This is a genomic window from Streptomyces sp. NPDC057438 (assembly GCF_042802995.1).
Taxonomy (GTDB): Bacteria; Actinomycetota; Actinomycetes; order Streptomycetales; family Streptomycetaceae; genus Streptomyces.
Window position 1 is genome coordinate 1 of sequence record NZ_JBHVDD010000015.1, and the last position, 23784, is coordinate 23784.

General features: G+C 70.7%; 21 protein-coding genes. 9 read left to right on the forward strand and 12 right to left on the reverse strand.

Annotation, left to right across the window (positions count from 1 at the left end):
• Positions 1-45 precede the first annotated feature (45 nt).
• Positions 46-2418, reverse strand: a complete 2373-nt coding sequence (locus tag ACFU5F_RS11530; RefSeq protein ID WP_383885564.1) for a transglycosylase domain-containing protein — start codon at positions 2416-2418, stop codon at positions 46-48.
• 334 nt (positions 2419-2752) lie between these two features.
• Between ACFU5F_RS11530 and ACFU5F_RS11535 the strand changes: the two genes are divergently transcribed.
• From ACFU5F_RS11535 to ACFU5F_RS11555, 5 genes are all read left to right on the forward strand, one after another.
• Positions 2753-3280 carry a PadR family transcriptional regulator gene (locus tag ACFU5F_RS11535; protein WP_046918619.1) on the forward strand — a complete coding sequence of 176 codons (528 nt, stop codon included), beginning with the start codon at positions 2753-2755 and terminating at the stop codon, positions 3278-3280.
• On the forward strand, positions 3277-3963 hold the full coding sequence (locus ACFU5F_RS11540) for an ABC transporter ATP-binding protein (protein WP_383885326.1): 687 nt from the start codon (positions 3277-3279) through the stop codon (positions 3961-3963). Before ACFU5F_RS11535 ends, ACFU5F_RS11540 begins: the two co-directional genes overlap by 4 nt.
• A complete protein-coding gene (locus ACFU5F_RS11545; RefSeq protein ID WP_383885329.1) occupies positions 3960-6317 on the forward strand; it encodes an FtsX-like permease family protein in 2358 nt (785 codons plus the stop codon). The genes ACFU5F_RS11540 and ACFU5F_RS11545 overlap by 4 nt, the downstream gene beginning before the upstream one ends.
• A gap of 82 nt (positions 6318-6399) precedes the next feature.
• On the forward strand, positions 6400-6933 hold the full coding sequence (locus ACFU5F_RS11550; RefSeq protein WP_383885567.1) for a carboxymuconolactone decarboxylase family protein: 534 nt from the start codon (positions 6400-6402) through the stop codon (positions 6931-6933).
• Between the two features lie 192 nt (positions 6934-7125).
• Entirely contained in the window at positions 7126-7911 is a 786-nt protein-coding gene (locus ACFU5F_RS11555) for a class I SAM-dependent methyltransferase (RefSeq protein WP_383885332.1), read from the forward strand.
• A gap of 9 nt (positions 7912-7920) precedes the next feature.
• Here the strand turns inward: ACFU5F_RS11555 and ACFU5F_RS11560 are convergent, their stop codons facing one another.
• Positions 7921-9141, reverse strand: coding sequence for a winged helix DNA-binding domain-containing protein (locus tag ACFU5F_RS11560; protein ID WP_383885570.1), 1221 nt, complete (start codon positions 9139-9141; stop codon positions 7921-7923).
• Positions 9142-9849: 708 nt separating this feature from the next.
• Between ACFU5F_RS11560 and ACFU5F_RS11565 the strand changes: the two genes are divergently transcribed.
• The 4 genes from ACFU5F_RS11565 to ACFU5F_RS11580 all read left to right on the forward strand — a co-directional run bounded on the left by ACFU5F_RS11565 (position 9850) and on the right by ACFU5F_RS11580 (position 15039).
• Positions 9850-10623, forward strand: a complete 774-nt coding sequence (locus ACFU5F_RS11565; protein WP_013001116.1) for an isoprenyl transferase — start codon at positions 9850-9852, stop codon at positions 10621-10623.
• Positions 10624-10949: 326 nt separating this feature from the next.
• Positions 10950-12275 (forward strand): PhoH family protein, encoded by a 1326-nt coding sequence (locus tag ACFU5F_RS11570; RefSeq protein ID WP_275456318.1) that lies wholly within the window; start codon positions 10950-10952, stop codon positions 12273-12275.
• 436 nt (positions 12276-12711) lie between these two features.
• On the forward strand, positions 12712-13437 hold the full coding sequence (locus ACFU5F_RS11575) for a transglycosylase SLT domain-containing protein (protein ID WP_383885336.1): 726 nt from the start codon (positions 12712-12714) through the stop codon (positions 13435-13437).
• Positions 13438-13602: 165 nt separating this feature from the next.
• The gene (locus ACFU5F_RS11580; RefSeq protein ID WP_383885573.1) at positions 13603-15039 is read left to right on the forward strand and encodes an AI-2E family transporter; all 1437 of its coding nucleotides are present in this window, start codon (positions 13603-13605) and stop codon (positions 15037-15039) included.
• A gap of 311 nt (positions 15040-15350) precedes the next feature.
• On the opposite strand, the gene ACFU5F_RS11585 is transcribed toward ACFU5F_RS11580, so the two are convergent.
• From ACFU5F_RS11585 to ACFU5F_RS11630, 10 genes are all read right to left on the reverse strand, one after another.
• On the reverse strand, positions 15351-16007 hold the full coding sequence (locus tag ACFU5F_RS11585; protein WP_383885339.1) for an OmpA family protein: 657 nt from the start codon (positions 16005-16007) through the stop codon (positions 15351-15353).
• A gap of 1 nt (position 16008) precedes the next feature.
• Positions 16009-16602 carry a hypothetical protein gene (locus ACFU5F_RS11590; RefSeq protein ID WP_383885342.1) on the reverse strand — a complete coding sequence of 198 codons (594 nt, stop codon included), beginning with the start codon at positions 16600-16602 and terminating at the stop codon, positions 16009-16011.
• Between the two features lie 15 nt (positions 16603-16617).
• A complete protein-coding gene (locus ACFU5F_RS11595; RefSeq protein WP_383885576.1) occupies positions 16618-17229 on the reverse strand; it encodes a pilus assembly protein TadG-related protein in 612 nt (203 codons plus the stop codon).
• Positions 17226-17435: a hypothetical protein gene (locus tag ACFU5F_RS11600; protein WP_383885579.1), complete on the reverse strand. Its 210-nt coding sequence runs from the start codon at positions 17433-17435 to the stop codon at positions 17226-17228. The genes ACFU5F_RS11595 and ACFU5F_RS11600 overlap by 4 nt, the downstream gene beginning before the upstream one ends.
• Before the next feature lie 105 nt (positions 17436-17540).
• Positions 17541-18311 (reverse strand): response regulator, encoded by a 771-nt coding sequence (locus ACFU5F_RS11605; protein ID WP_383885344.1) that lies wholly within the window; start codon positions 18309-18311, stop codon positions 17541-17543.
• Positions 18304-19647: a sensor histidine kinase gene (locus ACFU5F_RS11610; protein WP_383885347.1), complete on the reverse strand. Its 1344-nt coding sequence runs from the start codon at positions 19645-19647 to the stop codon at positions 18304-18306. The genes ACFU5F_RS11605 and ACFU5F_RS11610 overlap by 8 nt, the downstream gene beginning before the upstream one ends.
• Positions 19647-20549, reverse strand: a complete 903-nt coding sequence (locus ACFU5F_RS11615; RefSeq protein ID WP_383885350.1) for a DUF5936 domain-containing protein — start codon at positions 20547-20549, stop codon at positions 19647-19649. The genes ACFU5F_RS11610 and ACFU5F_RS11615 overlap by 1 nt, the downstream gene beginning before the upstream one ends.
• A 19-nt stretch (positions 20550-20568) precedes the next feature.
• On the reverse strand, positions 20569-21633 hold the full coding sequence (locus ACFU5F_RS11620; RefSeq protein ID WP_383885352.1) for a type II secretion system F family protein: 1065 nt from the start codon (positions 21631-21633) through the stop codon (positions 20569-20571).
• A gap of 30 nt (positions 21634-21663) precedes the next feature.
• Positions 21664-23004 carry a CpaF family protein gene (locus ACFU5F_RS11625; protein WP_383885355.1) on the reverse strand — a complete coding sequence of 447 codons (1341 nt, stop codon included), beginning with the start codon at positions 23002-23004 and terminating at the stop codon, positions 21664-21666.
• Positions 23005-23043: 39 nt separating this feature from the next.
• On the reverse strand, positions 23044-23367 hold the full coding sequence (locus tag ACFU5F_RS11630; RefSeq protein ID WP_383885582.1) for a TadE/TadG family type IV pilus assembly protein: 324 nt from the start codon (positions 23365-23367) through the stop codon (positions 23044-23046).
• Between the last annotated feature and the right edge of the window lie 417 nt (positions 23368-23784).

A 23784-nucleotide genomic window follows, 5' to 3' on the forward strand; every position in this document is an offset into this window, starting at 1 on the left:
CCCGGTGATCACCGGGCGCCCCCTCCGTCGTACGTCGGTCCCGCGCTAGTCGTCCACCTGTGGATCGTTGGGATCGGGCGGGAACGGGAAGTCATCGTCGTTCGACGGGGTCTGGGACGGAGTCTCCTCCGGGGTCGTCTCCGGCGTGGTCTCCGGGGTCGTCTCCGGGGCCGACGGCGACTCGGACGTCGGGGGCTCGCTGGAGGGGGTCTCGGACGGGGTCTCGCTCGGGGTCTCGGACGGGGTCGGCGAGGGGGTCGCCGACTCGGTGGGCGCGACCGCGGCACCCTGCTTGGTGTTCAGGTCGAACTTGGTGGGCTTGCCCATCACGCCGAAGGTGTACGTGGCCCAGATCCGGGCCGGGAAGCCACCGCCGTTGATGCGGGGCTCCCCGAGGGCGTTGTACATCGGAACGTGCTTGCCGTTCTTGCTCATGTCCTCGCCGAAGAGGCCGACGGAGGTCACGAGGTTCGGCGTGTAGCCGGTGAACCAGGCGGAACGGTTCTCGTCGGAGGTACCCGTCTTGCCGGCGACCTGCTGGCCGTTGCGGGCCGGGTTGTCGCGGACGGACGCCTTGGCCGTACCGTCGTCGACCACGCCGGTGAGGACCGAGGTGACCGTGTCGGCGGCCTCTTCGCTGATGACACGCTCGCCGATCGGGTCGGGGAACGTGACCTCGCCGTCCCGGTGCGTGGCCGAGGCGAGGAGGGTCGGGGTGACCTTCCTGCCGTGGTTGTCGAGCGTGGCGTAGATGCCGGCCATCTCCAGCGGGCTGGCGCCCATGGAGCCCAGGGTCTGGGCGGGGACGGCCTGCATGCCCTCGGTGTCCATGCCGAGCTTCCCGGCCACCTCCATGACCTTCTCCATGCCCACGTCGACGCCCATCTGCGCGAAGACGGAGTTGATGGACTTGTTCATGGCGGTCTGCACGGTGACGTCGCCGTAGTCGACGTTGTCCTCGTTGGGCGGGTTGAAGCCGACCGCGGTGCCGTTGTCCATGACCTTGTGCCGGCTGTCACCGTCGTAGACCGTGCTGGCGGTGATCGGTTCGCCGTCCTGGGTCTCGGCGTTCTCGTCGACGGCCGCGGCGAGGATGACCGGCTTGAAGGTGGAGGCGGGCTGGTAGTCCCGGCGGGTGGCGTTGTTCGTGAAGTGCTTCACGTAGTCGACGCCGCCGTACATGGCGACGATCTTTCCGGTCTTCGGGTCGACGGAGACGGCACCGGCCTGGATGTCCTTGTCGACCTTGCGCTTCTTCGGTTCGAGCTTGCTGGTGAGGCGCTGCTTGACGGCCTTCTCCAGCGCGGCCTGCTTCTTCGGGTTGATGTTGAGCGTGACGTTCCAGCCGCCCAGGTCGATCTTCGTCTTGGCTTCCTCGAAGTCGGACGCCTTGTCCTCGGCCACCAGCTGCTTGGCCAGCTGGTTGTTGGCGGCCTCGACCAGGTAGCCGTTCTGGCCGGCCATGCCGGGGGCGGTCAGGGGCGGCTTGAGCTTGGGCATCTTCATGCCCGCGCGCTCCGAGGCGGTCAGCTTCTTCATCTCGACCATGTTGTCCAGGACGTAGTTCCAGCGCGCCGTGACCAGCTTCCTGCCGGTCGGGGTGGCGGTGGCCAGGTCGTACTGGCTGGGGGCCTGGAGCAGCGCGGCGAGGTAGGCGCCCTGTTCGACGCTGAGTTCGTTGGCGTCCTTGCGGAAGTACGCCTGCGCGGCGGCCTGGATGCCCCAGGCGCTGCGGCCGTAGAAGCTGGTGTTGATGTAGCCCGCGAGGATGTAGTCCTTGGTCTTGTTGCGCTCCAGCTTCAGGGAGATGACCAGCTCGTTGAGCTTGCGGGTCACCGTCTGGTCGGACGTCAGGTAGTAGTTCTTGACGTACTGCTGGGTGATGGTCGAGCCGCCCTGCTTGCCCTTGCCGGACAGGGTGTTGATCACACCGCGGGCCATGCCCTTGAAGTCGACGCCGGGGTCCGAGTAGAAGGTCTTGTTCTCGGCGGCGACGAAAGTCTGCTGGACCTTCTTGGGGACCTTGTCGAGGTCGACGATCTCGCGGTTGGTGTTGCCGGTGCGGGCGAAGATCTTGCCGTTGGAGAACTTGTAGACGTTGCTCTCCTGGGTGGCCTGCGGGTTGCCGTCCTCGGGAACGTCGATCGACGCGTAGAGCGCCACGAAGGCGGCCATGCCGAGCAGGCAGACGCCGAAGAACGTGCCGAGGATCTTCTTCCAGGTGAACAGGCGGCGCAGGAAGGACTTCTGCTGCTTCTTGCCACCGCCTCTGGCCGCCGCTCTGGCAGCCGCCCGGCCGCCGCCCTCGGGCGCGCCTATGACGGTCGTCGTGCCTGCCGCTTCGCTCCCGGACGAGCGCTGGGGCGCCGCGCGGCGACCGCCGCGTTGCCGCGCTCGTCTTTCTTCCGCTCGTCCCATGGCTCCGGTCCGCTCCGACTTCTGCTCGGTCTCATACGTCACTCGGGTGTTGTCAGCTCAGCAAGCTAACACCGAGGACTGTGGCAAGAGGGAGTCGGTCCGCTCTGTGACGGCGTGACAATGCGCACGCGGGCACGCGTGTCGCAGACCTCATCCCACCGGAACGGACGTTTCAACAGGCCCGATGGTTGCCCCACCAGGCTCACGGGTTGGCGCCGATCTCGGTGACACAACCGTGACAATCGGCTCTGACCTGCACCCCCTCGCCACCCGGGAGCCACCTATACACGGCATGTATACGTGCGGTGTATACCCACTGTGTACAGTCGTGCTCATGTCCATCGGTCACACTCTCCTGGGACTCCTGGAGTCCGGGCCCCGACACGGTTACGACCTGAAGCGGGCCTTCGACGAGAAGTTCGGTCACGACCGGCCGCTGCACTACGGCCAGGTCTACTCGACGATGTCGCGCCTGCTGAAGAACGGCCTCGTCGAGGTCGACGGCATCGAGCCCGGCGGCGGCCCCGAGCGCAAGCGGTACGCCATCACCGAGGCCGGCATCACGGATGTCCAGCGGTGGCTCGCGACGCCCGAGAAGCCCGAGCCGTACCTGCAGTCGACCCTCTACACGAAGGTCGTCCTCGCCCTGCTCACCGACCGGAACGCGGCCGACATCCTCGACACCCAGCGTTCCGAGCACCTGCGCATGATGCGCATCCTCACCGACCGCAAACGCAAGGGCGACCTGGCCGATCAGTTGATCTGCGACCACGCCCTGTTCCACCTGGAGGCCGATCTGCGATGGCTGGAGCTGACCGCCGCCCGACTGGGCAAGCTGGCCGAGGCGGTGGTCCGCCGATGACCCCCGCCGGCTCCCTGCTCGTCGCGACCGACGTGCGCAAGGCGTACGGGCCGACCAACGCCTTGGACGGCGCCGCGTTCTCCATCCACCCCGGCGAGGTCGTCGCGGTGATGGGCCCCTCCGGCTCCGGCAAGTCGACGCTGCTGCACTGCCTCGCCGGGATCGTGCCGCCCGACTCGGGCTCGATCACGTACAACGGCCGCGAGATGGCCACCATGAACGACACCGAGCGCAGCGCGCTGCGGCGCAGCGAGTTCGGTTTCGTCTTCCAGTTCGGCCAGCTCGTGCCCGAGCTGACGTGCGTGGAGAACGTGGCCCTGCCGCTGCGGCTGAACGGCGGCTCCCGCAAGGAGTCCGAGCGGACCGCCCTCGGCTGGATGGAGCGCCTGGAGGTCGACGACCTCGCCCGCAAGCGTCCCGGCGAGGTCTCCGGCGGTCAGGGCCAGCGGGTCGCCGTGGCGCGGGCCCTGGTGACGGGCCCCCGGGTGCTGTTCGCGGACGAGCCCACCGGCGCGCTCGACTCGCTCAACGGCGAGCGCGTGATGGAACTGCTCACCGAGGCCGCCCGGTCCACCAACGCCGCCGTCGTCCTCGTCACCCACGAGGCGCGGGTGGCCGCGTACTCCGACCGCGAGATCGTCGTACGGGACGGGAAGTCCCGGGACATGGAGCGCGTCGTATGAGCATCGCCGCGCGCCAGTGGTACCGGGACCTGGCGATGGGGGTCCGGTTCACCTTCACCGGGGGCCGTGAGGGCTGGATCCGGGCCCTGCTCACAGCGGTGGGTGTCGGCCTCGGGGTGGCGCTGCTGCTGCTCACCACGGCGATACCGAACGCCCTGGACACCCGGGGAGCCCGCGAGGACGCCCGGCAGGACCGGGGCATCGGCTACCTGGAGGACAACACCCGCTCCAAGCCGACCGACCGGAGCCTGATCGTCGCCGACACCGACACCGAGTACCGGCACCAGGAGATCAGGGGACGGCTCCTCGAACAAGAGGGCCCGGACGCGCCGCCGCCGCCGGGGCTCACGTCGTTCCCCGCGCCGGGCGAGATGGTCGTCTCCCCCGCCCTCGCGGACCTGCTGAACTCGGACGCCGGGGAACTCCTGCGCGACCGGCTGCCCTACCGGACGGCGGGCACCATCGGCGAGACCGGGCTGATCGGCCCGGGTGAACTCGCCTACTACGCCGGGGCCGACGGCCTCGCGAAGCGGCTCGACGGCTCCGTGGTGGCACGCATCGACCGATTCGGTACGACCGACCAGCCGCAGGAGGAGATGGACCCGATCCTGGTGCTGCTCACACTGGTCGCCTTCGTGGTGCTGCTGATGCCGGTCGCCGTCTTCATCGCCACGGCCGTACGGTTCGGCGGCGAGCGGCGCGACCGCAGGCTGGCGGCACTGCGGCTGGTCGGCTCGGACGGGCGGATGACACGCAGGATCGCGGCCGGCGAGGCGCTCGCGGGCGCCGTGCTGGGGCTGGTCCTCGGTACCTGCTTCTTCCTGCTCGGCCGGGAGGTCATCGGCTCCGTCGAGGTGTTCGACGTCAGTGTCTTCCCGAGCTACCTGGACCCCTCCCCCGGGCTCGCCCTGCTGGTGGCGCTCGCGGTGCCCGCCGCCGCCGTCCTCGTCACCCTGTTCGCGCTGCGCGGCGTCGTCATCGAACCGCTCGGCGTGGTCCGCACGGCCAGGCCCGCGCGCCGCAGGCTCTGGTGGCGGCTGCTGCCGCCGCTCGGCGGTCTCGCCCTGCTCTACCCGATGATCGACCAGGGCTCGGAGGGCGGGAAGTTCAACGAGTACATGGTGACCGGCGGTGTCGTGCTGCTGCTGTTCGGCATCACCGCGCTGCTGCCGTGGGTGGTCGAGGCGTTCGTCGCCCGGCTCGGCTCCGGCGGCCTGTCCTGGCAACTGGCGGTCCGCAGGCTCCAGCTGAGCAGCGGCTCGGCGGCCCGCATGGTCAACGGCATCGCCGTGGCGGTGGCCGGCGCGATCGCCCTGCAGATGCTGTTCGCCGGCGCCGAGGGCAGGTACACCGAGTCGACCGGCCAGGACGTCACCCGTACCCAGATGGAGCTGACGCTGCCGGACGACCTGCCGGTGAGCGTCGCCGCCAAGGAGCTGAAGCGGGCCAAGGGGGCCCGGGCCATCTCCGTGCTCTCCACCGCGGAGGTCTCCCCCACCGCCAAGGACCCCGAGGCGTGGGTGGGGGTGACCGTCGGCGACTGCGCCGCGCTGCGCGAACTCGCCGTCCTCCCCTCGTGCCGAGACGGTGACGTCTTCCTGCTGAATACCCCCGAGCGCCTCCGGGAGGCTGATCCGGCGAAGCTGAGCACCCCGGGGAACACGCTGTACTTCGACCCGTCCTTCAGCGGCGACGAGCCGGGGGCCGAGGCCGCCTGGAAGCTGCCGGGCGAGGTGAAGCAGGTGTCGCAGCGGGCCGACCCGTTGCGGATGGGCGCGGAAGGGCTGCTGGCCACCCCGGGCGCCCTGCCCGCGAAGACCGGGGACGAACTCTCCAGCACCGTCTACGTCCGCACCGATCCCGCGGTCCCGAACGCGCTCGACGAAGTGCGTAACGCCGCCGTCGCCGTCGATCCGCTGATCCGGACCTGGGAGTGGGCGTCGACGCGCCGGCTGGACCAGTTCACGGACATCCGCACCGGTCTGCTGGTCGGCGCGTCCGCCGTGCTCGTCCTCATCGGCGCGAGCCTCCTGGTCTCCCAGCTGGAGCAGCTGCGCGAACGCCGGAAGCTGCTGTCGGCCCTGGTCGCCTTCGGCACCCGGCGCCGCACGCTCGGCCTGTCCGTACTGTGGCAGACGGCGATCCCGATCACGCTGGGCCTCGTCCTGGCCTCGTCGGTCGGGCTGGCCCTGGGAGCGGTACTGCTGAAGATGACGGGCTTCAGGGTCGCCGTCGACTGGCCGGGCGTGCTGTCGATGGCGGGCATCGGCGCGGGCGTCGTCCTGCTGGTCACGGCGCTGAGCATGCCGCCGCTGCTGCGGCTCATGCGGCCGGAGGGCCTGCGTACGGAGTAGGCCGGTGCCGCGACGGCCCCGCGGCACCGCCACACTGGACCCCCACGACCCCCACCTGCCGCCCGCCCGGAGTGAGGACGCCATGTCGCTCGACACGCTGAGGTCCGCGATCCCGGACTACGCCGGGGACCTGCGACGGAACCTGGACGCCGTCCTCGGTGACTCCGGGCTGTCGGCGCAGCAGTTGTGGGGGACGGTGCTGGCCACGGCGATCGCCTCGCGCTCGGCCCCGGTGCTGCGCGAGCTGGCACCGGAGGCCAGGGCCCGGCTGTCGCCCGAGGCGTACACCGCGGCGAAGTCGGCGGCCGCGGCGATGGCGCTGAGCAACGTCTTCTTCCGCACACGGCATCTGCTGTCCGACCACGCGTACGGCGAGCTGCGGACCGGGCTGCGGATGAAGGTGCTCGGCGATCCGGGGGTGGACAGGGTCGACTACGAACTGTGGGCGCTCGCCGTGTCCGCGATCAACGCGTGCGGGGCGTGTCTGGACTCGCACGAGCAGGCCCTCCGGCGGGCGGGGGTGGGGCGGGAGACCGTGCAGGAGGCGTTCCGGGTGGCTTCGGTGATCCAGGCGGTCGGGGTCACGTTGGAGGGGGAGGCGATTCTCTCCGAGTAGGTGGGCGCCCTCCGGGTGAGCGCTGGTGGAGGTGGGGGCCGGGAAGCGCCTGAGAGCTCGGGGGGTGCGGTCGTGGGGCGGCTGCGGGTTGGAGGGGGCCGGTCGCGCGGTTCCCCGCGCCGCTGAAAGGCCTTCGGCCCTTCGGGAAAACCACTCGCGGCCCCGTTCCCCTCCTTGGAAGGATCCTTCCCCATGGCCTCCCTCTCCTCCCACGCCTCCCGCACCTTCGAAGACCTCGTCGCCGAAGCCGATGCCGTGCCCACCGACGGGTGGGACTTCTCGTGGTTCGAGGGGCGGGCCACGGAGGCCCGGCCGTCGTGGGGGTACGCGCGGGCGATGGGTGAGCGGCTGGGGCGGGCCTCGGCGGCTCTGGACATCCATACCGGGGGTGGCGAGGTGCTCGCCTCCGCTCCCCGGTTTCCGGCGGTGACCGTGGCCACGGAGGGGTGGCCGCCGAACGTCGCCAGGGCCACCGCGCTGCTGCACCCGCGGGGCGCGGTGGTGGTGGCCGTGCCGCAGGACGCGCCGCTGCCGTTCGCGGACGGGGCGTTCGACCTGGTCACCAGCAGGCACCCGGTGCACCCGCACTGGTCGGAGATCGCCCGGGTGCTCGCGCCCGGTGGCACGTACTTCGCCCAGCACGTGGGACCGGCCAGCGTCTTCGAGCTGGTCGAGCACTTCACCGGGCCGCTGCCGGAGGAGACCCGCCGCGGCCGCCACCCGGACGTCGAGCGCGCCGGTGCCGAGGCCGCCGGGCTGGAGATCGTGGACCTGCGGGCCGAGCGGACGCGGATGGAGTTCCACGACATCGGCGCGGTCGTGCACTTCCTGAAGAAGGTCGTCTGGATGGTGCCCGGCTTCACCGTCGAGGCGTACCTCCCCCAACTCCGCTCCCTGCACGAGCGGATCCGGCGGGAGGGCCCGTTCGTCGCGCACAGCGCCCGCCATCTCTTCGAGGCCCGCAAGCCGTCCGGGTGAGGCACGCGCTCAGGCGTGCGGGCCGACCGTGACCTTCCCGATCGCCAACTCGGGCCGCGCCTGGAGCACTTCCCCCACCCGCTCGACCCGCTCCGCCAACTCCCGCTCCTGCGCCGCGTCCAGCCGCCCGAGCGGCTCCACCGTGACCGTCGTACGCCGTCCCTGGCGCCGCTGGTGCCAGACGCCCGCGACCACGCCGTCGACCAGCAGCAGCGGGTAGTTGCCCGCCTGCCCGCGCGCGAGGGCCCGTTCGTACGCCGCCCCGGGGAACAGCCGCTCGCGGGGCTGCGCGGCGATGCCGTACGCGTCGAAGTAGGGCAGCAGCCGTACGCCCCGCAGGACGCCGGCGGGGTCGTCGGGGAAGTCGGTGTCGCCCGCCGCCACCCAGGCCGGCTCGCCCTCGAAGTCGACCCGCTCGATGTCGCCGGCGGAGTCCAGCGAGGCGAAGATCCTGTCGGCCCAGGCGCCGGGGGCCGCCGCCCACCGGGCGAAGTGGCGCGGGGAGGCGGGGCCGTAGGCGCGCAGATAGTGCCGTACGAGCAGGGGCAGGCCGTCCTCCGGCGAGGTCGGGGGCGTGAAGTGCGGGGGCCGGGTGTAGGTCGCCCTTCGGTCGCGGTCGGGGGCGAAGCACAGGGCCCCCGACTGGCCGGCGCGGTGCAGCACCTGGCGCCAGCGGGGCCACAGGCCCTGGAAGGCGGGCATGACGAGGTCCCCGGCCCAGGGTCCGGTGCGCGCGACGACCTCCTCGCCCAGCTCGTCGACCGTCAGCGTGGCCCCGTCGAGGGCGGCGCCGATGGCGGCCACGACCTGTGCGGCCTGCTCCTCGGCCAGCCGTACGTCCGGGGCGAACGGGCTCGGCCCCGCCGGGATCGCGGTGAGCGCGGCCGTCCACAGGGGCAGCTCCGCGGTGGGGAGCAGATGCACGGTGCCGCGGGGCCCGAACGTCTTCACCAGCGTCCGGTCCTCCCACAGCGCGGCCCGTACGTCCGCCCGCGTGACCCCCTCCATACGCAGCCCCAGCGACAGCTCGGCCGCCGACAGCACCTGCGCGTGGGCTCCCAGCATCGCTCCGGCCACCTCGGCGACCGGTGTGCCGGACGGTGCCGGTGACCCCAGGAACAGCCGCTCCGTCCGCCGCGCGCTCGCCTGCTCCCAGGTGACCGCCCTGGCCGGCCCGGTCGTCGCGGTCCGCCCGGCCTTCGTGGTCCGTCCCGCCCCCTTGGCCGTCATGGTGTGGACTCCCCTCGCGCTCGTCGTCATGGGACCGACGCTAGACCCGATCGAGGTCGGATCCTGACCTATATCCAGGTGTCCACATCGTTATCGCCCACGGCTTGGCGTCCACGCGTCGTCTCACGTAGGTTCAGACCAAGGGAATTCGCGTGAGCAAAGCTGCGCGGTACGGCATCGCGCAGTGGAGGGGGCTGCGCGAAGCCGTGCGCCCCACCCCCGGCGTCAAGCGCGCGTTCCGCCCGCGCTTCACCCGTACGGGGACACCGGGCCACATCTCCCCGGAAGTCACACAACGGGGCGCAATCCCCACATTCCCTCCGGGATTCTGCCTTTCCCCCTTCGAATCCGCCGGGATTCAGCCATGGTCACCCCCGGATCGCACCCTGAATGAACGCTTCCGCACTCACCGCCACGCTGTCGTCCGGCTCCGGAGAGTAGTTGTGGCACGCCGATGCACGCAGCATCACTCACGAAGGGTTATGGTGGAAACCCCCCCTCGGGCCGGTCCGTCTCCCCCCCACGGACCGGCCCGTTTTTTCTGCCCGCACGGCCTCCCGCCCGGGGGACGGAGCCGCAGGCCGGCGCCGCCGCGGCCCGCCCGGCAGCACCCCCAAGTCCCCCGCCCCCGGGCCTCCCAAGGGCTCCGGCACCGGTAGGCTTCGGCTCTCCAAGGGGACCGTCACCGCACCGGAGGGGCTGGAACACGTGAACCTGCGCGACACACTGCGCGGCCTGTTGGTCAAGGTCTACGCACGCAGGGTCGAGGGCCACCTCGACCACGCCCAGGTGCCCGAGCACATCGGTGTGATCGTGGACGGCAGCCGGCGCTGGGCGAAGGCGGCGGGCTCCACCACGATGCAGGGCCACCAGGCCGGCGCCCACAAGATCGAGGAGTTCCTCGGCTGGTGCACCGAGACGGACGTCAAGGTCGTCACCCTGTGGCTGCTGTCCACCGACAACTTCAACCGGCCCAAGGAGGAGCTCGTCCCGCTCCTCGGCATCATCGAGGACACCGTCCGCTCCCTCGCCGCCGACGGCCGCTGGCGGGTGCACCACGTGGGGGCGCTGGACCTGTTGTCCCCCGGAATGCAGCGCGCGCTCAAGGAGGCCGAGGAGTCCACCTCGGACATCGACGGGATACTGGTCAACGTCGCCATCGGGTACGGCGGCCGCCAGGAGATCGCCGACGCCGTGCGCTCGATGCTCCTGGAGGCGCACGACAAGGGCACCTCGATGGAGGAACTCGCCGAGTCCGTCGACATCGACATGATCGGCAGGCACCTCTACACCGTCGACCAGCCCGACCCGGATCTGGTGATCCGCACGAGCGGCGAGCAGCGGCTGTCCGGATTCATGCTCTGGCAGACGGCGCACTCGGAGTACTACTTCTGCGACGTCTTCTGGCCGGCCTTCCGGAAGGTCGACTTCCTGCGCGCCCTGCGCGACTACGCGGTGCGCGGCCGCCGCTTCGGAGGCTGAAACTCCGCATCGCGGACGAGGTGCGCGGGGGCGCCCTCGGGGCAGAAGTAACGAGGAGTTCACCGGGACGCCGTCGTACCGCTTGGCATGGCGGCGCGTGTTCGAGGGCATAAGCCAGTCAGGTCGACACCCGAACCACGGGTGTCGGATCTCAGCGGGCGGCTCGGGGCCGTCCGCCCGGGAGGCCCTTTGCACCAGCCCGATCGTGCGGTCACAGCACGGACGAAGCAGCGGAGGGCCGGTTCTCGGCCCGTGCAACGGCGCCGTCGACCGGCCCAGTTCGAACCCGTCGCTCCCCGACCTCATCCGAGGGGGTACGTCCTTCCGTGGTGACCAGCACAAAGCGCCGTATGCCAGACCGGCGCACCTACGTCCTCGACACCAGCGTCCTGCTGGCCGACCCGAACGCCCTGAGCCGCTTCGACGAGCACGAAGTCGTGCTGCCGATCGTCGTGGTGACGGAGCTGGAGGCCAAGAGGCACCACCCCGAACTCGGCTACTTCGCCCGGCAGGCCCTGCGCCTGCTCGACGAGTTCCGGGTCCGGCACGGCCGCCTCGACGCCCCCATCCCGATCGGGGAGCTCGGCGGGACCGTGAGGGTCGAGCTCAACCACTCGGATCCCAGCGTGCTGCCGAGCGGCTACCGCCTGGGGGACAACGACTCCCGCATCCTCGCGGTCGCCCGCAATCTGCAGGCCGAGGGCTTCGACGTCACCGTGGTGTCGAAAGACCTGCCGCTCAGGATCAAGGCGTCGTCCGTGGGGCTCCTCGCCGAGGAGTACCGCGCGGAGCTCGCCATCACGGACGCCTCCGGGTGGACCGGGATGTCCGAGCTGACCCTGGCCGGCGAACAGGTCGACATCCTCTTCGAGGAAGGGTCGATCTACGTTCCCGAGGCGAGCACCCTACCCGTGCACACCGGTCTGACGATCCAGTCGGAGCGCGGCAAGGCACTGGGCCGGGTGACGCCCGACGGCAACATCCGGCTCGTGCGGGGCGACCGGGAGGCGTTCGGCATCAAGGGCCGCAGCGCGGAGCAGCGCATCGCGCTGGACCTGCTGCTCGACCCGGACGTGGGCATCCTGTCGATGGGCGGCCGGGCCGGCACCGGCAAGTCCGCGCTCGCGCTCTGCGCGGGCCTGGAGGCCGTGCTCGAACGGCGCCAGCACCAGAAGGTGATGGTCTTCCGGCCGCTGTACGCGGTGGGCGGGCAGGAGCTCGGCTATCTGCCCGGCTCCGAGTCCGAGAAGATGAGCCCCTGGGCGCAGGCGGTCTTCGACACGCTCTCCGCCGTCACCAGCCGGGAGGTCATCGAGGAGGTCACCGCCCGCGGGATGCTGGAGGTCCTGCCGCTCACGCACATCCGCGGCCGTTCGCTGCACGACGCGTTCGTGATCGTGGACGAGGCGCAGTCGCTGGAGCGGAACGTCCTGCTGACCGTTCTGTCCCGGATCGGGGCGAATTCGCGGGTGGTTCTGACCCATGACGTCGCCCAGCGCGACAATCTGCGGGTCGGGCGCTACGACGGTGTCGTCGCCGTGGTCGAGAAGCTGAAGGGCCACCCCCTCTTCGCGCACGTCACGTTGACGAGGTCCGAACGGTCCCAGATCGCGGCCCTTGTGACCGAAATGCTGGAGGACGGACAGATCTGACGGACCCGGCCGATATCGAAAGATATCGACCAATTCAGCCAACTCGGTCCGGCCACCGATCCCTTGGATCCCATGGGCGCCGTCCGGCAAAGGCGATGAGCCTAGCCGGGCGGCGCCTTGGCGCGTGCGGCTTTCCGTGAATCTCCGGCGTCAAACGAGGTGTGAGCTTTCACACTCACCACTGAATTGCCTCACGGTGTCTGGTTACGGCAGAGTCTCATTCCTGTCAGGCCCCGCATACGACACACCTGTACCCCCAGCGGTACGGCACCACAGCAGCACCAGGTCAACTCCATAGCTCTCGTCGTATGCCGCCCGAGCACCTCGCGGCGCTCCCGCAAGGGAGTTGCCCACCGGGCCCGCGCCTCCGTGACCCCGCAGTTGGAGGCCAGCGTCAGGGGCACGATTGCGTCCGCCAGGGTCACCGAGGCGGGCGATGCTGGAAGGAAACCGTGTGAGCCGGATTTCGGTCCGGGGATTCGCAGTGGCCTCGGCCACCGCGGTCACCGCAGTCGGCAGTGTCGTCGGAGTTGCCTCGGGCAGCACCGCGCAGACGACCACTGACGACGCCGAGGCGGTCGCGAACGACACCACGTTGCTCGCCGACATACCCGTGGGTCAGCAGGCCCAGGTGCAGACCGCGTCCCTGACTGCTCAGGCCGACGCCCAGGCCATCGCCGCCGACGCGAGCGCCCGCAAGGACGCCGAGGAGACCGCCCGTAAGAAGGCGGCCCAGGACGCGATCGACAAGCAGCAGGCGGCGGAGAAGGCCGAGCAGGAGCGCAAGGCGAAGGAAGCGGCGGCGGCCGACGTCAAGGCCAAGTCCGCAGCTGCCGGTTCGCTCGGTGACATCCCCACGCAGAGTTCGTACACCGTCGCCGAGATCCAGGCGATGGCGAAGGCCGTCGTGGCCAGCGACCAGTGGACGTGCTTCAGCAACATCGTGAACCACGAGTCCACCTGGAACTACAAGGCCGTCAACCCGTCCTCGGGCGCGTACGGTCTGTTCCAGGCGCTGCCCGCCGGCAAGTACGCCTCCGCCGGTTCCGACTGGCGGACCAACCCGGCCACCCAGATCAAGTGGGGCCTGAACTACATGGAGTCGCGCTACGGCAGTCCGTGTGAGGCCTGGACGTTTTGGCAGGCCAATCACTGGTACTAGGCCCGTAGGCCGCCGAGGGCCGATGGCCCGCAGCTCAACTTTCCGAAGCCCTCCACCGTCCTTTGGTGGAGGGCTTCGGCCATGTACGGTCGAGTGCGCCGAGCGGGATCGCGGCCTCCGGGAGGAGTGATGACCAGCAAGGACGACGGGGGAAGAGGGCGGATGATGTCGCGGGTGCCCGGGTGGCTCGGCCGAGTCGGCACCGGGTTGAGCGGATGGGCCGACCGGCTGGAGCGGCGCCGGGCGGAGATCGAGTCGGAGACCGAGGGACCGGACGACGGTCGGGGTCCGGCCGGACGGCGACGCGACAGCGGGGGGGACGGGGGCGGCGACAGCGGCCTCGACTCCGGTACGGGGCGGGCCTTCGACGCCGGGTCCGTGTCCGGTGTCTCCGGGACGCCTGCCGGTGTCCCGGCCGCGGAGGAGTCCGGGAGCGGTGACGGGACCGAGGACGCCGGAGGCGGTGCGGGCGGGCCGGCCGGCTCCCCCGGTGGTGCTCGGGGCCGAACGGCCGCCCCGATCCCGTACACCCGGCCCGATCCCGCGTCGGCGGTGCCCTGGGGCATGCGGGTGGCGGCCGAGGCCGGATGGCGGCTGCTCGTGCTCGCGGGCACCGTCTGGGTGTTGATGCGGGCCATCAGCTCCGTACGGCTGCTGGTGCTGTCGTTCACCGCCGCCCTGCTCATCACTGCCGTGCTCCAGCCGGCCGTGGCACGGCTGACCCGGCACGGTGTACCACGCGGACTCGCCACCGCCCTGACCGCCGCCCTCGGCTTCGTGGTCATGGGACTGATCGGCTGGTTCGTCACCTGGCAGGTCATGGAGAACATCGACGACCTCTCCGACCAGATCCAGGACGGCATCGACGAACTGCAGCGCTGGCTGCTCGCCAGCCCGTTCCACGTCACCGAGAACCAGATCAACGACATCGCCAAGAACCTCCGCGACGCGATCAGCGACAACACGGACACGATCACCTCGGCGGGTCTGGAGGGCGTGACCGTCATCGTCGAGGCGCTCACCGGCATCCTCCTGACGATGTTCTCCACACTCTTCCTCCTGTACGACGGCAAGCGGATCTGGCAGTGGACCCTGAAGCTGGTGCCGGCGGCGGCCCGGCCGGGTGTCGCCGACGCGGGACCGCGCGCCTGGCGGACGCTGACGGCGTACGTGCGCGGCACGGTGATCGTGGCGCTGATCGACGCCATCTTCATCGGCCTCGGGATCTACTTCCTCGACGTGCCGATGGCGGTCCCGCTGGCCGTGTTCATCTTCCTGTTCTCCTTCATCCCGCTGGTGGGTGCCGTCGTCTCGGGCGCGCTGGCGGTGGTCGTGGCGCTGGTGACGCAGGGCGTCTTCACGGCCGTCATGACGCTGGTCGTCGTGCTCGCCGTCCAGCAGATCGAGGGGCACATCCTGCAGCCGTTCATCCTCGGACGGGCCGTACGGGTGCACCCCCTGGCGGTCGTGCTGGCGGTCGCCGCCGGGGGCATGATCGCGGGTATCGGGGGCGCGGTGGTGGCCGTGCCGCTGGTCGCCGTCACGAACACGGTGGTGGGGTCGTTGCGGGCGTACGCGGACAGAAGCGGGGGCGAAGGTTAGCGGTCGGTCGACCGGGTGATGCAGACCGCGCCGGTCGCGTCCCGTCCTACGCCGAACGCGTCCGTCAGGGGTGGACGGGGTTGCCGGTGACGGTCCCGCAGCGGGCGCACATGCGGACCGGCGGACGGCGGGGGGTCTAGTGTTCCCGACCCGCCATCGGATCGCCCCCGCCGGGCCGACGGGAACGCGTGTCTCACGAGGTACGGGTGGCTCGGCGTCCAGACCGAGTGACGTCGTCGTCACCCTCCCCGCCAAGGGCACGTTCGTCGCGTACCCGGAGGCCGAGCCCGGCGAGTAGCCGACCTCGCCGGTCAGCTGTCGGTCGTCGTTCCCCCGGTCCTCGGGAACGAGACCTCCACCCGGCGGTTCTTCTTGCGGCCCTCCTCCGAGGAGTTGTCGGCGATGGGGTAGTCCTCGCTGTAGCCGCGTACCTCGAAGGTGACGTTGCCGTCCAGGTCCGCGGCGAGAAGGTCGTGCACGGCCTCCGCGCGCTTCTTGGAGAGGGTCAGGCCGTGGGCGTACGAGCCGAGGTTGTCCGTGAAGCCGAAGACGCGGACCTTGGCCGCGTCCTGCTTCTTGATCTCCTCCGCGATCGTCTGGATGCGGGAGCGGGCCTGGGGGTTGAGTTTCGCGCTGTTCTTGGGGAAGAGGACCTCCGCCTGGAGCGCGAACGTCACGTTCTCGTTCGTGTCCTCCCGGCGCTCCTCGCCGCCCAGGTCCTCCACGACCGACTTGATGTCCAGGACCTTCGCGGGGGCGAGCGTGGCCCCCTGTGCGAGCTTCAGGCCCGGGCTGTTGGCGTCGACCTCCGGGGGCGGTGAGGTGGTGACGGTGCCCGGGGGTTCGCTCGGGTCGTCCGCGGCGTGCGCGGGCGGGGCGAGGGTGAGAGCGGCCAGGACCGCCACGGCCGCGGCCAGCGCGGCGGTGCCCGTGGTGGTGGCGCGGGGGGTGGGGGCGGTCATCGTCACGTCACTCGCCCTCGGAGAGTTCGATCGTGGCGGGGGGCATGGAGCCGACCTGGAAGTCCACGGAGGTGGTTGCTTCGGGGGGGGCGGGGAACTGGGCGAACCAGTCCGTGGTCGCTCCGGTCCCGACTCCGCCGGTGAACTTCGTGCACAGGCAACGCCCTTCCGTGTCTCGCAGGACGAGGTACTTCTTCTTACCCGTCTGGTCGATCAGGTTCGCGCCGGCGATCGAACCGCCGTTCTTGACCAGTTCGCTCTCGTCACCCCGCCAATCCGCGCCGACCCACGGCTTACCGGTGCCGTTGGTCACCGTGCCCTCGACCGTAACGAAGCCGCCTCCGTCGCGGGCCGCAGAAGTGACTTTGAGCGTCAGGCCGCCGGCCTTGACCTCGGCTAGAACCGACTCCGTGGCGGGAGCTTCGGACTCCTGCTTCTCGTCGTCTCCGTTGTCCTTGGACGGCGTCGACGAGGACTTCGTGTCCGAGGACTTGTCGTCGTCCCCTCCCCCACCACAGCCGGCCACCGTGAGAACCAGCCCGGTGGCGATCGTCACCGTGGACAGAGCCATGCGGCCCTTCATGGTGTACCGGAACTTCATGGACACAGCTTCCTCTCACTCGGCCAGACGCACAGAGAACATCACAGACGCGTCGGGAAGGTCGTCCGGATCGAAATTTCCGGGGTCGATGTCCACAGCTTGACCGTCACAGTCCAGGGTCACGGGCTTCGTGGGGTCCGCGTCCGGCGCGAAATCGCAACGCGGCTGAATGACTGCGGTGGCTGCGGCCGTGGCGGTCATGCTTTCGGTGCCAGGAATGATGGACTCGCCGACCGCGTAGTCGGTCTGGACCTCGACGGTGAAACCTGGATACCCGTTCACCTCGGTCGATGCGGCGCCGCCGAGGACGGTCGACTCGTTCGCGGCAGCGAGTTGCTGCGCGGCGGCCGTGGCTCCCTCGCCGGAGAGTCCACCGGAGAGGTCCAGCCAGTCCAGCCAGTCGTCGCCCGCCTCGACGGCGTCCCCGAGGTCCAGCAACAGGTCGTCTCGGGCCTGTTGCGCCGCTGCCAACGCCGCGGCGTCCGCTGCGGACTGAGCACCGTTACGGGCGGACGCCGCCTGGGCGAACGCGAAGAAGGCCAACGCAGTGAAGAGCAGAATAGCCGTCAGCCATATGTAGATGGGGAGGGTGGACCCACGGTCGCCGAACGGCCGCAGGCTCGTCAGCCGCCGATGACGTTGCTCACGGCAGCCAGGATCGCGCCGGAGATCAACCCGTCCAACCCCAACCCGTCGATCATCACGAAGATCCCCGCGACGATGATCATGATGCCCGCGTACTCCACGAACCCCGCGCCCGCGTCCCGTCCCTTCCCGCGCATGCGAGAGACGACGGTGGTCCTCCAGGCCTGGAAACGGTGCTTCACCTTCATGGCGGTTGCCTTCCCGCGCGATGCCGACACCAACCCGATCACCGTACGGGAGACCGCACGTGCCGGGGGTGGGTCCGGGGGCCCAACTTTGGTGGGCGGGTGGGGTCATCGGGGCCACCCGCCGGGGGTCGTGCCCAGCCAGTGGGCTATCGCTTCGCTGCGCGTCGCGCTGTGCAGTTTCGCGAAGATGCGGTTGATGTGGTTCTTGACGGTCTTCTCGCTGATGAAGCAGGTGGCGGCGATCTGACGGTTGTTCATGCCGGACGCGATGAGGTCCATCACCTCCACCTCCCTTGAACTCAGGCCGAAGGACGGTCGGTCGGCGTGGTCGGGCACGCGGCGGCGGGGTGCCGGTGCGCGCGCGGGACCACTCTTCGACGACTGTGCCACGAATGGTTGCAGCTGCGAAGAGTGGTCGTGACTTTCGTGTGAAGGTTCGTAGGAAACGCCGAGCGAGGATGAGACAGTCGCGGAGATGGTCGCGCGGCCTTCTCTCATGTCCCGTACCGCCGTGACCAGTTCGGCGGCGGTGAACTCGCCGTGGACCAGGTAGCCGACCGCTCCCCGGCGCAGCGCCTCGGTCACGACCTCGGGTTCCGTGCTGTAGGTCAGCATCATCACGGGGCAGAGCGCGGTCAGTTCGGGGAGTGCGGTCAGGCCGTCCGTGCCGGGCATGCGGACGTCGAGGAGGGCGACGTCCGGCCGGTGGTGACGGGCTCGGGCGACCGCCTCAGCGCCGTTCGTGGCCTGGGCGGCCACTTCGATGTCGGGGTGCGCGTCCAGGAGGGCCGTGAGGCCGGCGCGGACCACCGGGTTGTCGTCCGCGACGAGGACGCGCAGGGGCGGGCCCTGGCGGGCCTGCGGCTGGTCAGGCATGTGCGGCCTCCTGTCGGGGCGGGCCGGGGGTGGAGTGTTCGCCGTCCGGGGGTACGGGGAGCGGGAGGGTCAGGGTCACCGTCGTACCGGTGCCGTCCGAGCCCAGGCGGAGGACGGCGCCCGCGCGGTCCGCGCGCTCCGCCATGCCGAGCAGGCCGAAGTGGCCGGATTCCTGCGCCTCTTCGAGGGTGAGGGCGGGCGGGAGGCCCACGCCGTCGTCCTTGACCGTGAGGTGGAGGGTGTCCGTGGTGACCCTCAGGGACACCTCCGCAACGGTCGCGGTCGCGTGGCGGTGGATGTTCTCCAGCGCCTCCGACGTGATCGCCAGGAGGTGGTGGGTCGTCTCCGGCGGGAGCGGTGGGGGTGTCCCGCCCGCGTGGGTCAGGTGGGTGAAGAGGCTGGTGCGGGACTCGAAGTCCGCTGTCCGTGTCGTGAGTTCGGTTCGTAGGTCCGTCGGCGGGGTCGTCGTCAGGTCGGTGTGGCGGCGCAGGTCCGTGAGGAGGTCCCGGGACTCGGCGGCGGCGCGGCGGGCCGCCGAGGCGACGAGGCCGGCCTGTCGTCGCAGGTGGGCGGGATCGGGGGCCGGGCGGTCCGCCGAGGTCGCCAGGGCGTCCGCGGCGAGGGCCAGACCGTGGAGGGTCTTGGCCACCGAGTCGTGGAGTTCGCGGGCCAGCCGGGCGCGTTCCGACTCCACGGCCTCGGCGACGGCCAGCCGGGAGGTCGCTTCGGACAGGGCCTGGGTGGCCGTACCGAAGCGGAACATCAGGTTGCGCAGGGTGACGCCGATGATGCCGGCCGCGACGCAGAAACCGGCGATGAGGAGGGTGCTCACGCCCGCGCCGGGGTGGTGTTCCCAGGTGCGGTGGACCGTGACGAGGACGGCCAGTTGCAGGCCGGTGAGGACGCCGGCGCCGCGCCAGCCGTAGAGGAGGCCGGACAGGAGGGGGGTGCAGACCGTGGCGTAGGCGAGGGGGGAGGCCGGGGAGGCGGTGAGGAGGAGGACCGCGCCGAGGAGCAGGTCCAGGGCCATCAGGGTGGGGTGGGCGAGGAGGCGGGGGGCGAAGCGGTCCCAGTCCCGGAGCATGGCGTACGAGACGGTGATGCCGAGGACCGCGGCGAGGAGCACGGCGTGGTTCTGCGGGCCGCCCGTGGTGTTGGCCATGGCGAAGGGGGTGCCGATGGCGAGGGTGACCAGGCGGACGGCGAAGGTCTGGCGGGAGAGGGACTGCAGGGCGTTGAGCTGGAGCCGGAGGGTGGCCGGGGGTGTGGCGTCGTCGGCGAGGTAGCCGGTGCCGGGGGCGGGGCCCGGCGAGGGTGGGGTGCGTCGGCCTCTCATCAGCGGCCCAGGATGTCGCCGAAGTTGGTGCCCGAGCCGAGGAACATGCCGGTGGCGATGAGGATCATCGTGGCCGGGAGCATGAAGACCAGGGTGACGAGGGTGGCCTTGGGGATGGTGCGGGCGGCCCGGCGACGGGCGTTCTGGGCGTCGGTGCGGCGCATGTCGGCGGCGAGCTGGATCAGGGTCTCGGCGATCGGGGAGCCCAGTTCCTCGCCCTGCTGGAGCGCCGAGACGAACTGGGCGACCTGCTCGGAGGAGTTGCGCCGGCGCAGTTCGTCGAAGGCCTGGCGGCGGCTGACGCCCATGTCCATCTGGCGCAGGGTGATACGCAGTTCGTCCGCCCAGGGGCCCTCGTACTTCTCCGCTACCCGGTCCAGGGCCTGGCGGAAGCCGAGGCCCGCCGAGACCACGACCGCGAGGACGTCGAGGAAGTCGGGCAGGGTGCGGTCGATGACGTCCTTGCGGTCGCGGACGGCCTGCCAGATGGCCGCGTCGGCGGCCAGCAGGCCGAAGGCGAAGGTGAAGGCCGCGAACAGGGGGCGATCGCTGGTCAGGAAGACCAGGCCCATGAAGGCGCCGAAGAAGCCGTAGACGGCCCGGCGGGCGGCGTAGCGGTTGAGGGTGAGGCCGCCGGGGTTGCCCGCCATGTCGATGCGGCGGCGCTTGGCCTCGACCCGGCGGGGGCCCATGAGGCGCAGGACGAGCGGGGCGAAGCGCATGCCGAGGCGGTCGACGGCCGAGCCGGTCTTCGAGACGCGGGTGGCACCGACCTCCAGGGCGAGGGCCAGGTCGCTGGGGAGTTTCGCGTCGGCGCGGATCATGCGGATGCCGAGCAGGGCGCCCGCGACGGCGAGGGCCGTCAGGAGCGCCAGGAGCACGGGGAGCGTCGAGGTCGTCATGTCGTGTCTCGCCCCCTTCTCAGACTTCGATCTTGCCGAGGCGGCGGATGACGAAGAAGCCGACCGTGTAGAGCCCGATCGAGATCAGGACCAGGAGCTGGCCGAGGGGGGAGCCGGTCACCCGGGCCAGGGCGCCGTCGTTCGAGGAGTTGATCAGGAGGAGCGAGCCGAGGCCCAGGAGGGGGACGGTGAACGCGGTCGCGTTGACCTCGGAGAGCATCGTGCGGACCTCGCGCCGGGTCTCCTTGCGGTCCTCCAGGGTCTGGGTCAGGTTGCGCAGCGAACTCACCACCGTGCCGCCCGCCTTGTTGGACAGGACGAGGGTGGTGACGAGGACGATCAGTTCACGGGAGGGGAGGCGTTCGGCCAGCTCGCCGAGCGCGTCGTCGACCGAGCGGCCGAGGGCCAACTGATCCGCCACCCGGGCCAGTTCCTCGCCCGCCGGGTCCTCCAGTTCCTCCGCCGCCATCGCCAGGGCCGTGCGCAGGGCGAGGCCGGCGGCGGTCGCGTTGGCGAGGAGCCGGGCGACGTCGGGGAGCTGGTTGATGAACGCCTCGATGCGCTTCTGGCGCTGCCAGTTGAGGAAGATGGCCGCCGCCCACACGCCGATGGCTCCCGCGATCGGGCCGAAGAACGGGGCCAGGGTGGCGGCCGCGATGAGCCACAGGGCGACGACGGCCATGAGGACGTACATGGCGAACTCGCCGGCCGTCAGGTCGAGGCCCGTCGTCGTCAGACGGAGGTGGATCGCCCGGCCGAGACGGGTGCGGCGCAGTCTGCGGTCGACCGCCGTGAAGCGCCGTACGCGGCCGGACGCCGTTCGCGTCGGGCCGCCGCCCTGGCTGCCCGCGAGACGGTCGGCCAGGGCCTGGCGCTGGGCGCGGCCGGAGACGTACGCGTGCGCGCCCGCGACGGCGAGGGTGCCGCACAGGACGGTGGCGCCGAGGGCCAGCAGGGTGGTGTTGTCCAGGTCCAGGGGCGCCTGGGCCAGGGCTGACAGGGGCCCCTGAGGTGCCTGGGGCGCCTGTGCTGCCTGGGGTACCAGGGCTGCCTGGGCTGTCTGGGCTGCCTCGGCTGTCACCATGTTCGGTCCTGCCTCCTCGGGCTCTCGGGGCTATCCGATGGCCTGGCGGGTGTTGAGCGGGTCGATGGCCTCGGCCACGCCGTACGCGGGAGGCAGCGGCTCGTTGGCCACGTACAGCTTCTCGGCGACGGGGCGCGGTACCGGCAGGTGCTCGAAGCGGCCGTGGACGACCCGGTCGGCGCCGAGGGGGTCCGGGGCGTAGCGGGAGACCGTGGCGATACGGAACTGTTCGCGGCCGTGCGAGACGAGCAGGGCGATCTCGGTGACCTTGCGGGAGCCGTCGGCGAAGCGGGTGAGCTGGACGACCACGTCCACCGCCGAGTTGATCTGGTCCCTGAGGGCCTCGAAGGGGATGAGGACCTCGGACATCGAGCCCAGGGTCTGCAGGCGCATCAGCGCGTCCTCGGCGGAGTTGGCGTGGACCGTGGCAAGGGAGCCGTCGTGGCCGGTGGACATGGCCTGGAGCATGTCGAGGGTCTCGCCGCCGCGGACCTCGCCGACGATGATGCGGTCGGGGCGCATCCGGAGGGAGTTGCGGACGAGGTCGCGGATGGTGATCTGGCCCTTGCCCTCGATGTTCGGGGGCCGCGACTCCAGGCGGATCACGTGCTCCTGCTGGAGCTGGAGTTCGGCGGAGTCCTCGATGGTGATGATGCGTTCGCGGGGTGGGATCAGGCCGGAGAGGGCGTTGAGGAGCGTCGTCTTCCCGGTGCCGGTACCGCCGCTGACGATCACGTTGAAGCGGGCGCGGACGAAGGCGGCGAGCAGCATCAGCATCTGCTCGTCGAGGGAGCCGAGGTCGATCAGCTCCGGGAGGGTGTACGCGCGGGGGAAGCGGCGGATCGTGAGGGTCGGGCCGGTGAGGGAGAGCGGGGGGATGATCACGTTGACGCGTTCGCCGGTGGGGAGGCGGGCGTCGACCATGGGGTTCGACTCGTCGACCCGTCGGTTCACCGTGGAGACGATGCGTTCGATCGTCTGCATGAGTTGGTCGGTGGAGGCGAAGCGGAGGGGGAGCTGTTCCACGCGGCCTCCTCGTTCGACGAAGATCGAGTCCGGGCCGTTGACCATGATCTCGGTGACGGAGGCGTCGGCGAGGAGGGGTTCGAGGACGCCCAGGCCGAGGGCTTCGTCGACGACCCTGCGGATCAGCTGGGAGCGTTCGGCGGAGGAGAGGACCGGGCCCTCTCGGCTGATGATGTGGCCGAGTACGCGTTCGAGGCGGGCACGGCGGTCGGCGGCGGTGAGGGCCGACATCTCGGCCAGGTCGATCTCTTCGAGGAGCTTGGCGCGGTAGACGGCCACGAGGTGTCCGTCCTCGCGTCCGGTCGCCCCCTCGTCGGGGGTGGCGATTCGGGATCGCAGGCTCATCCTCTTGTCAACTCCTCTCGGGGTGGGGCTGTCTCGGGGTCAGTCGTTGTCGGTGTCGTTGGGCATGGTGGCGCTGCGTTCCACGGTGACCGGGTCGAAGAGGGGGACCACGGAGGGGACGGTGACGGTGACCGTGGCGGTGGTGGTGTCGGTGCCGGGGGCCACGGCGGGGGTCGGGTTCAGCCACGCGCTCGCCGCGGCTGCGCCCGCTGCGGGGCCGGCCCCGGGTTGCAGGGACTCGGCTCTGGCCGCCGCGCGGGCCGCCGAGCCCGCCTGGCTGATGCCGTAGCCGATCAGGCCGAGTTGGATCGCGGCCATGCCTACGAGGAGGAGGATCGGGAGGAAGCCGGCGAACTCCAGGATGGAGGAGCCTCGGTCGTTCCAGCGGTGGGTGGGAGGGCCTTCCGTGGGTGGGGGGTTCGCCAGGGCACGGTGGGTGGGTCGGGGGCGCGCCGGGGGGTGTCCGTCCTCGGAACGGCGCGGAATCGGCTTGCTGGGAGGCGCGGGGCGTCGACGCGCCAACCGCTGCGGGCGGACACCCCCCGGCACACCCCCTTCTCGCCGTACGCGACCGGCCCAGCGTGCACCGTCCGCCCATCGGGGATGAATCATCCACGGTGCGCGGATTGTCCACGGTGCGCGAATCACCTGCAGTGCACGGATCGTCCGCAGTGCACGGTTCATCCGCAGTGCACGGTTCATCCGCAGTGCACGGTTCATCCGCAGTGCACGGTTCATCCGCAGTGCACGGTTCATCCGCAGTGCACGGTTCATCCGCGT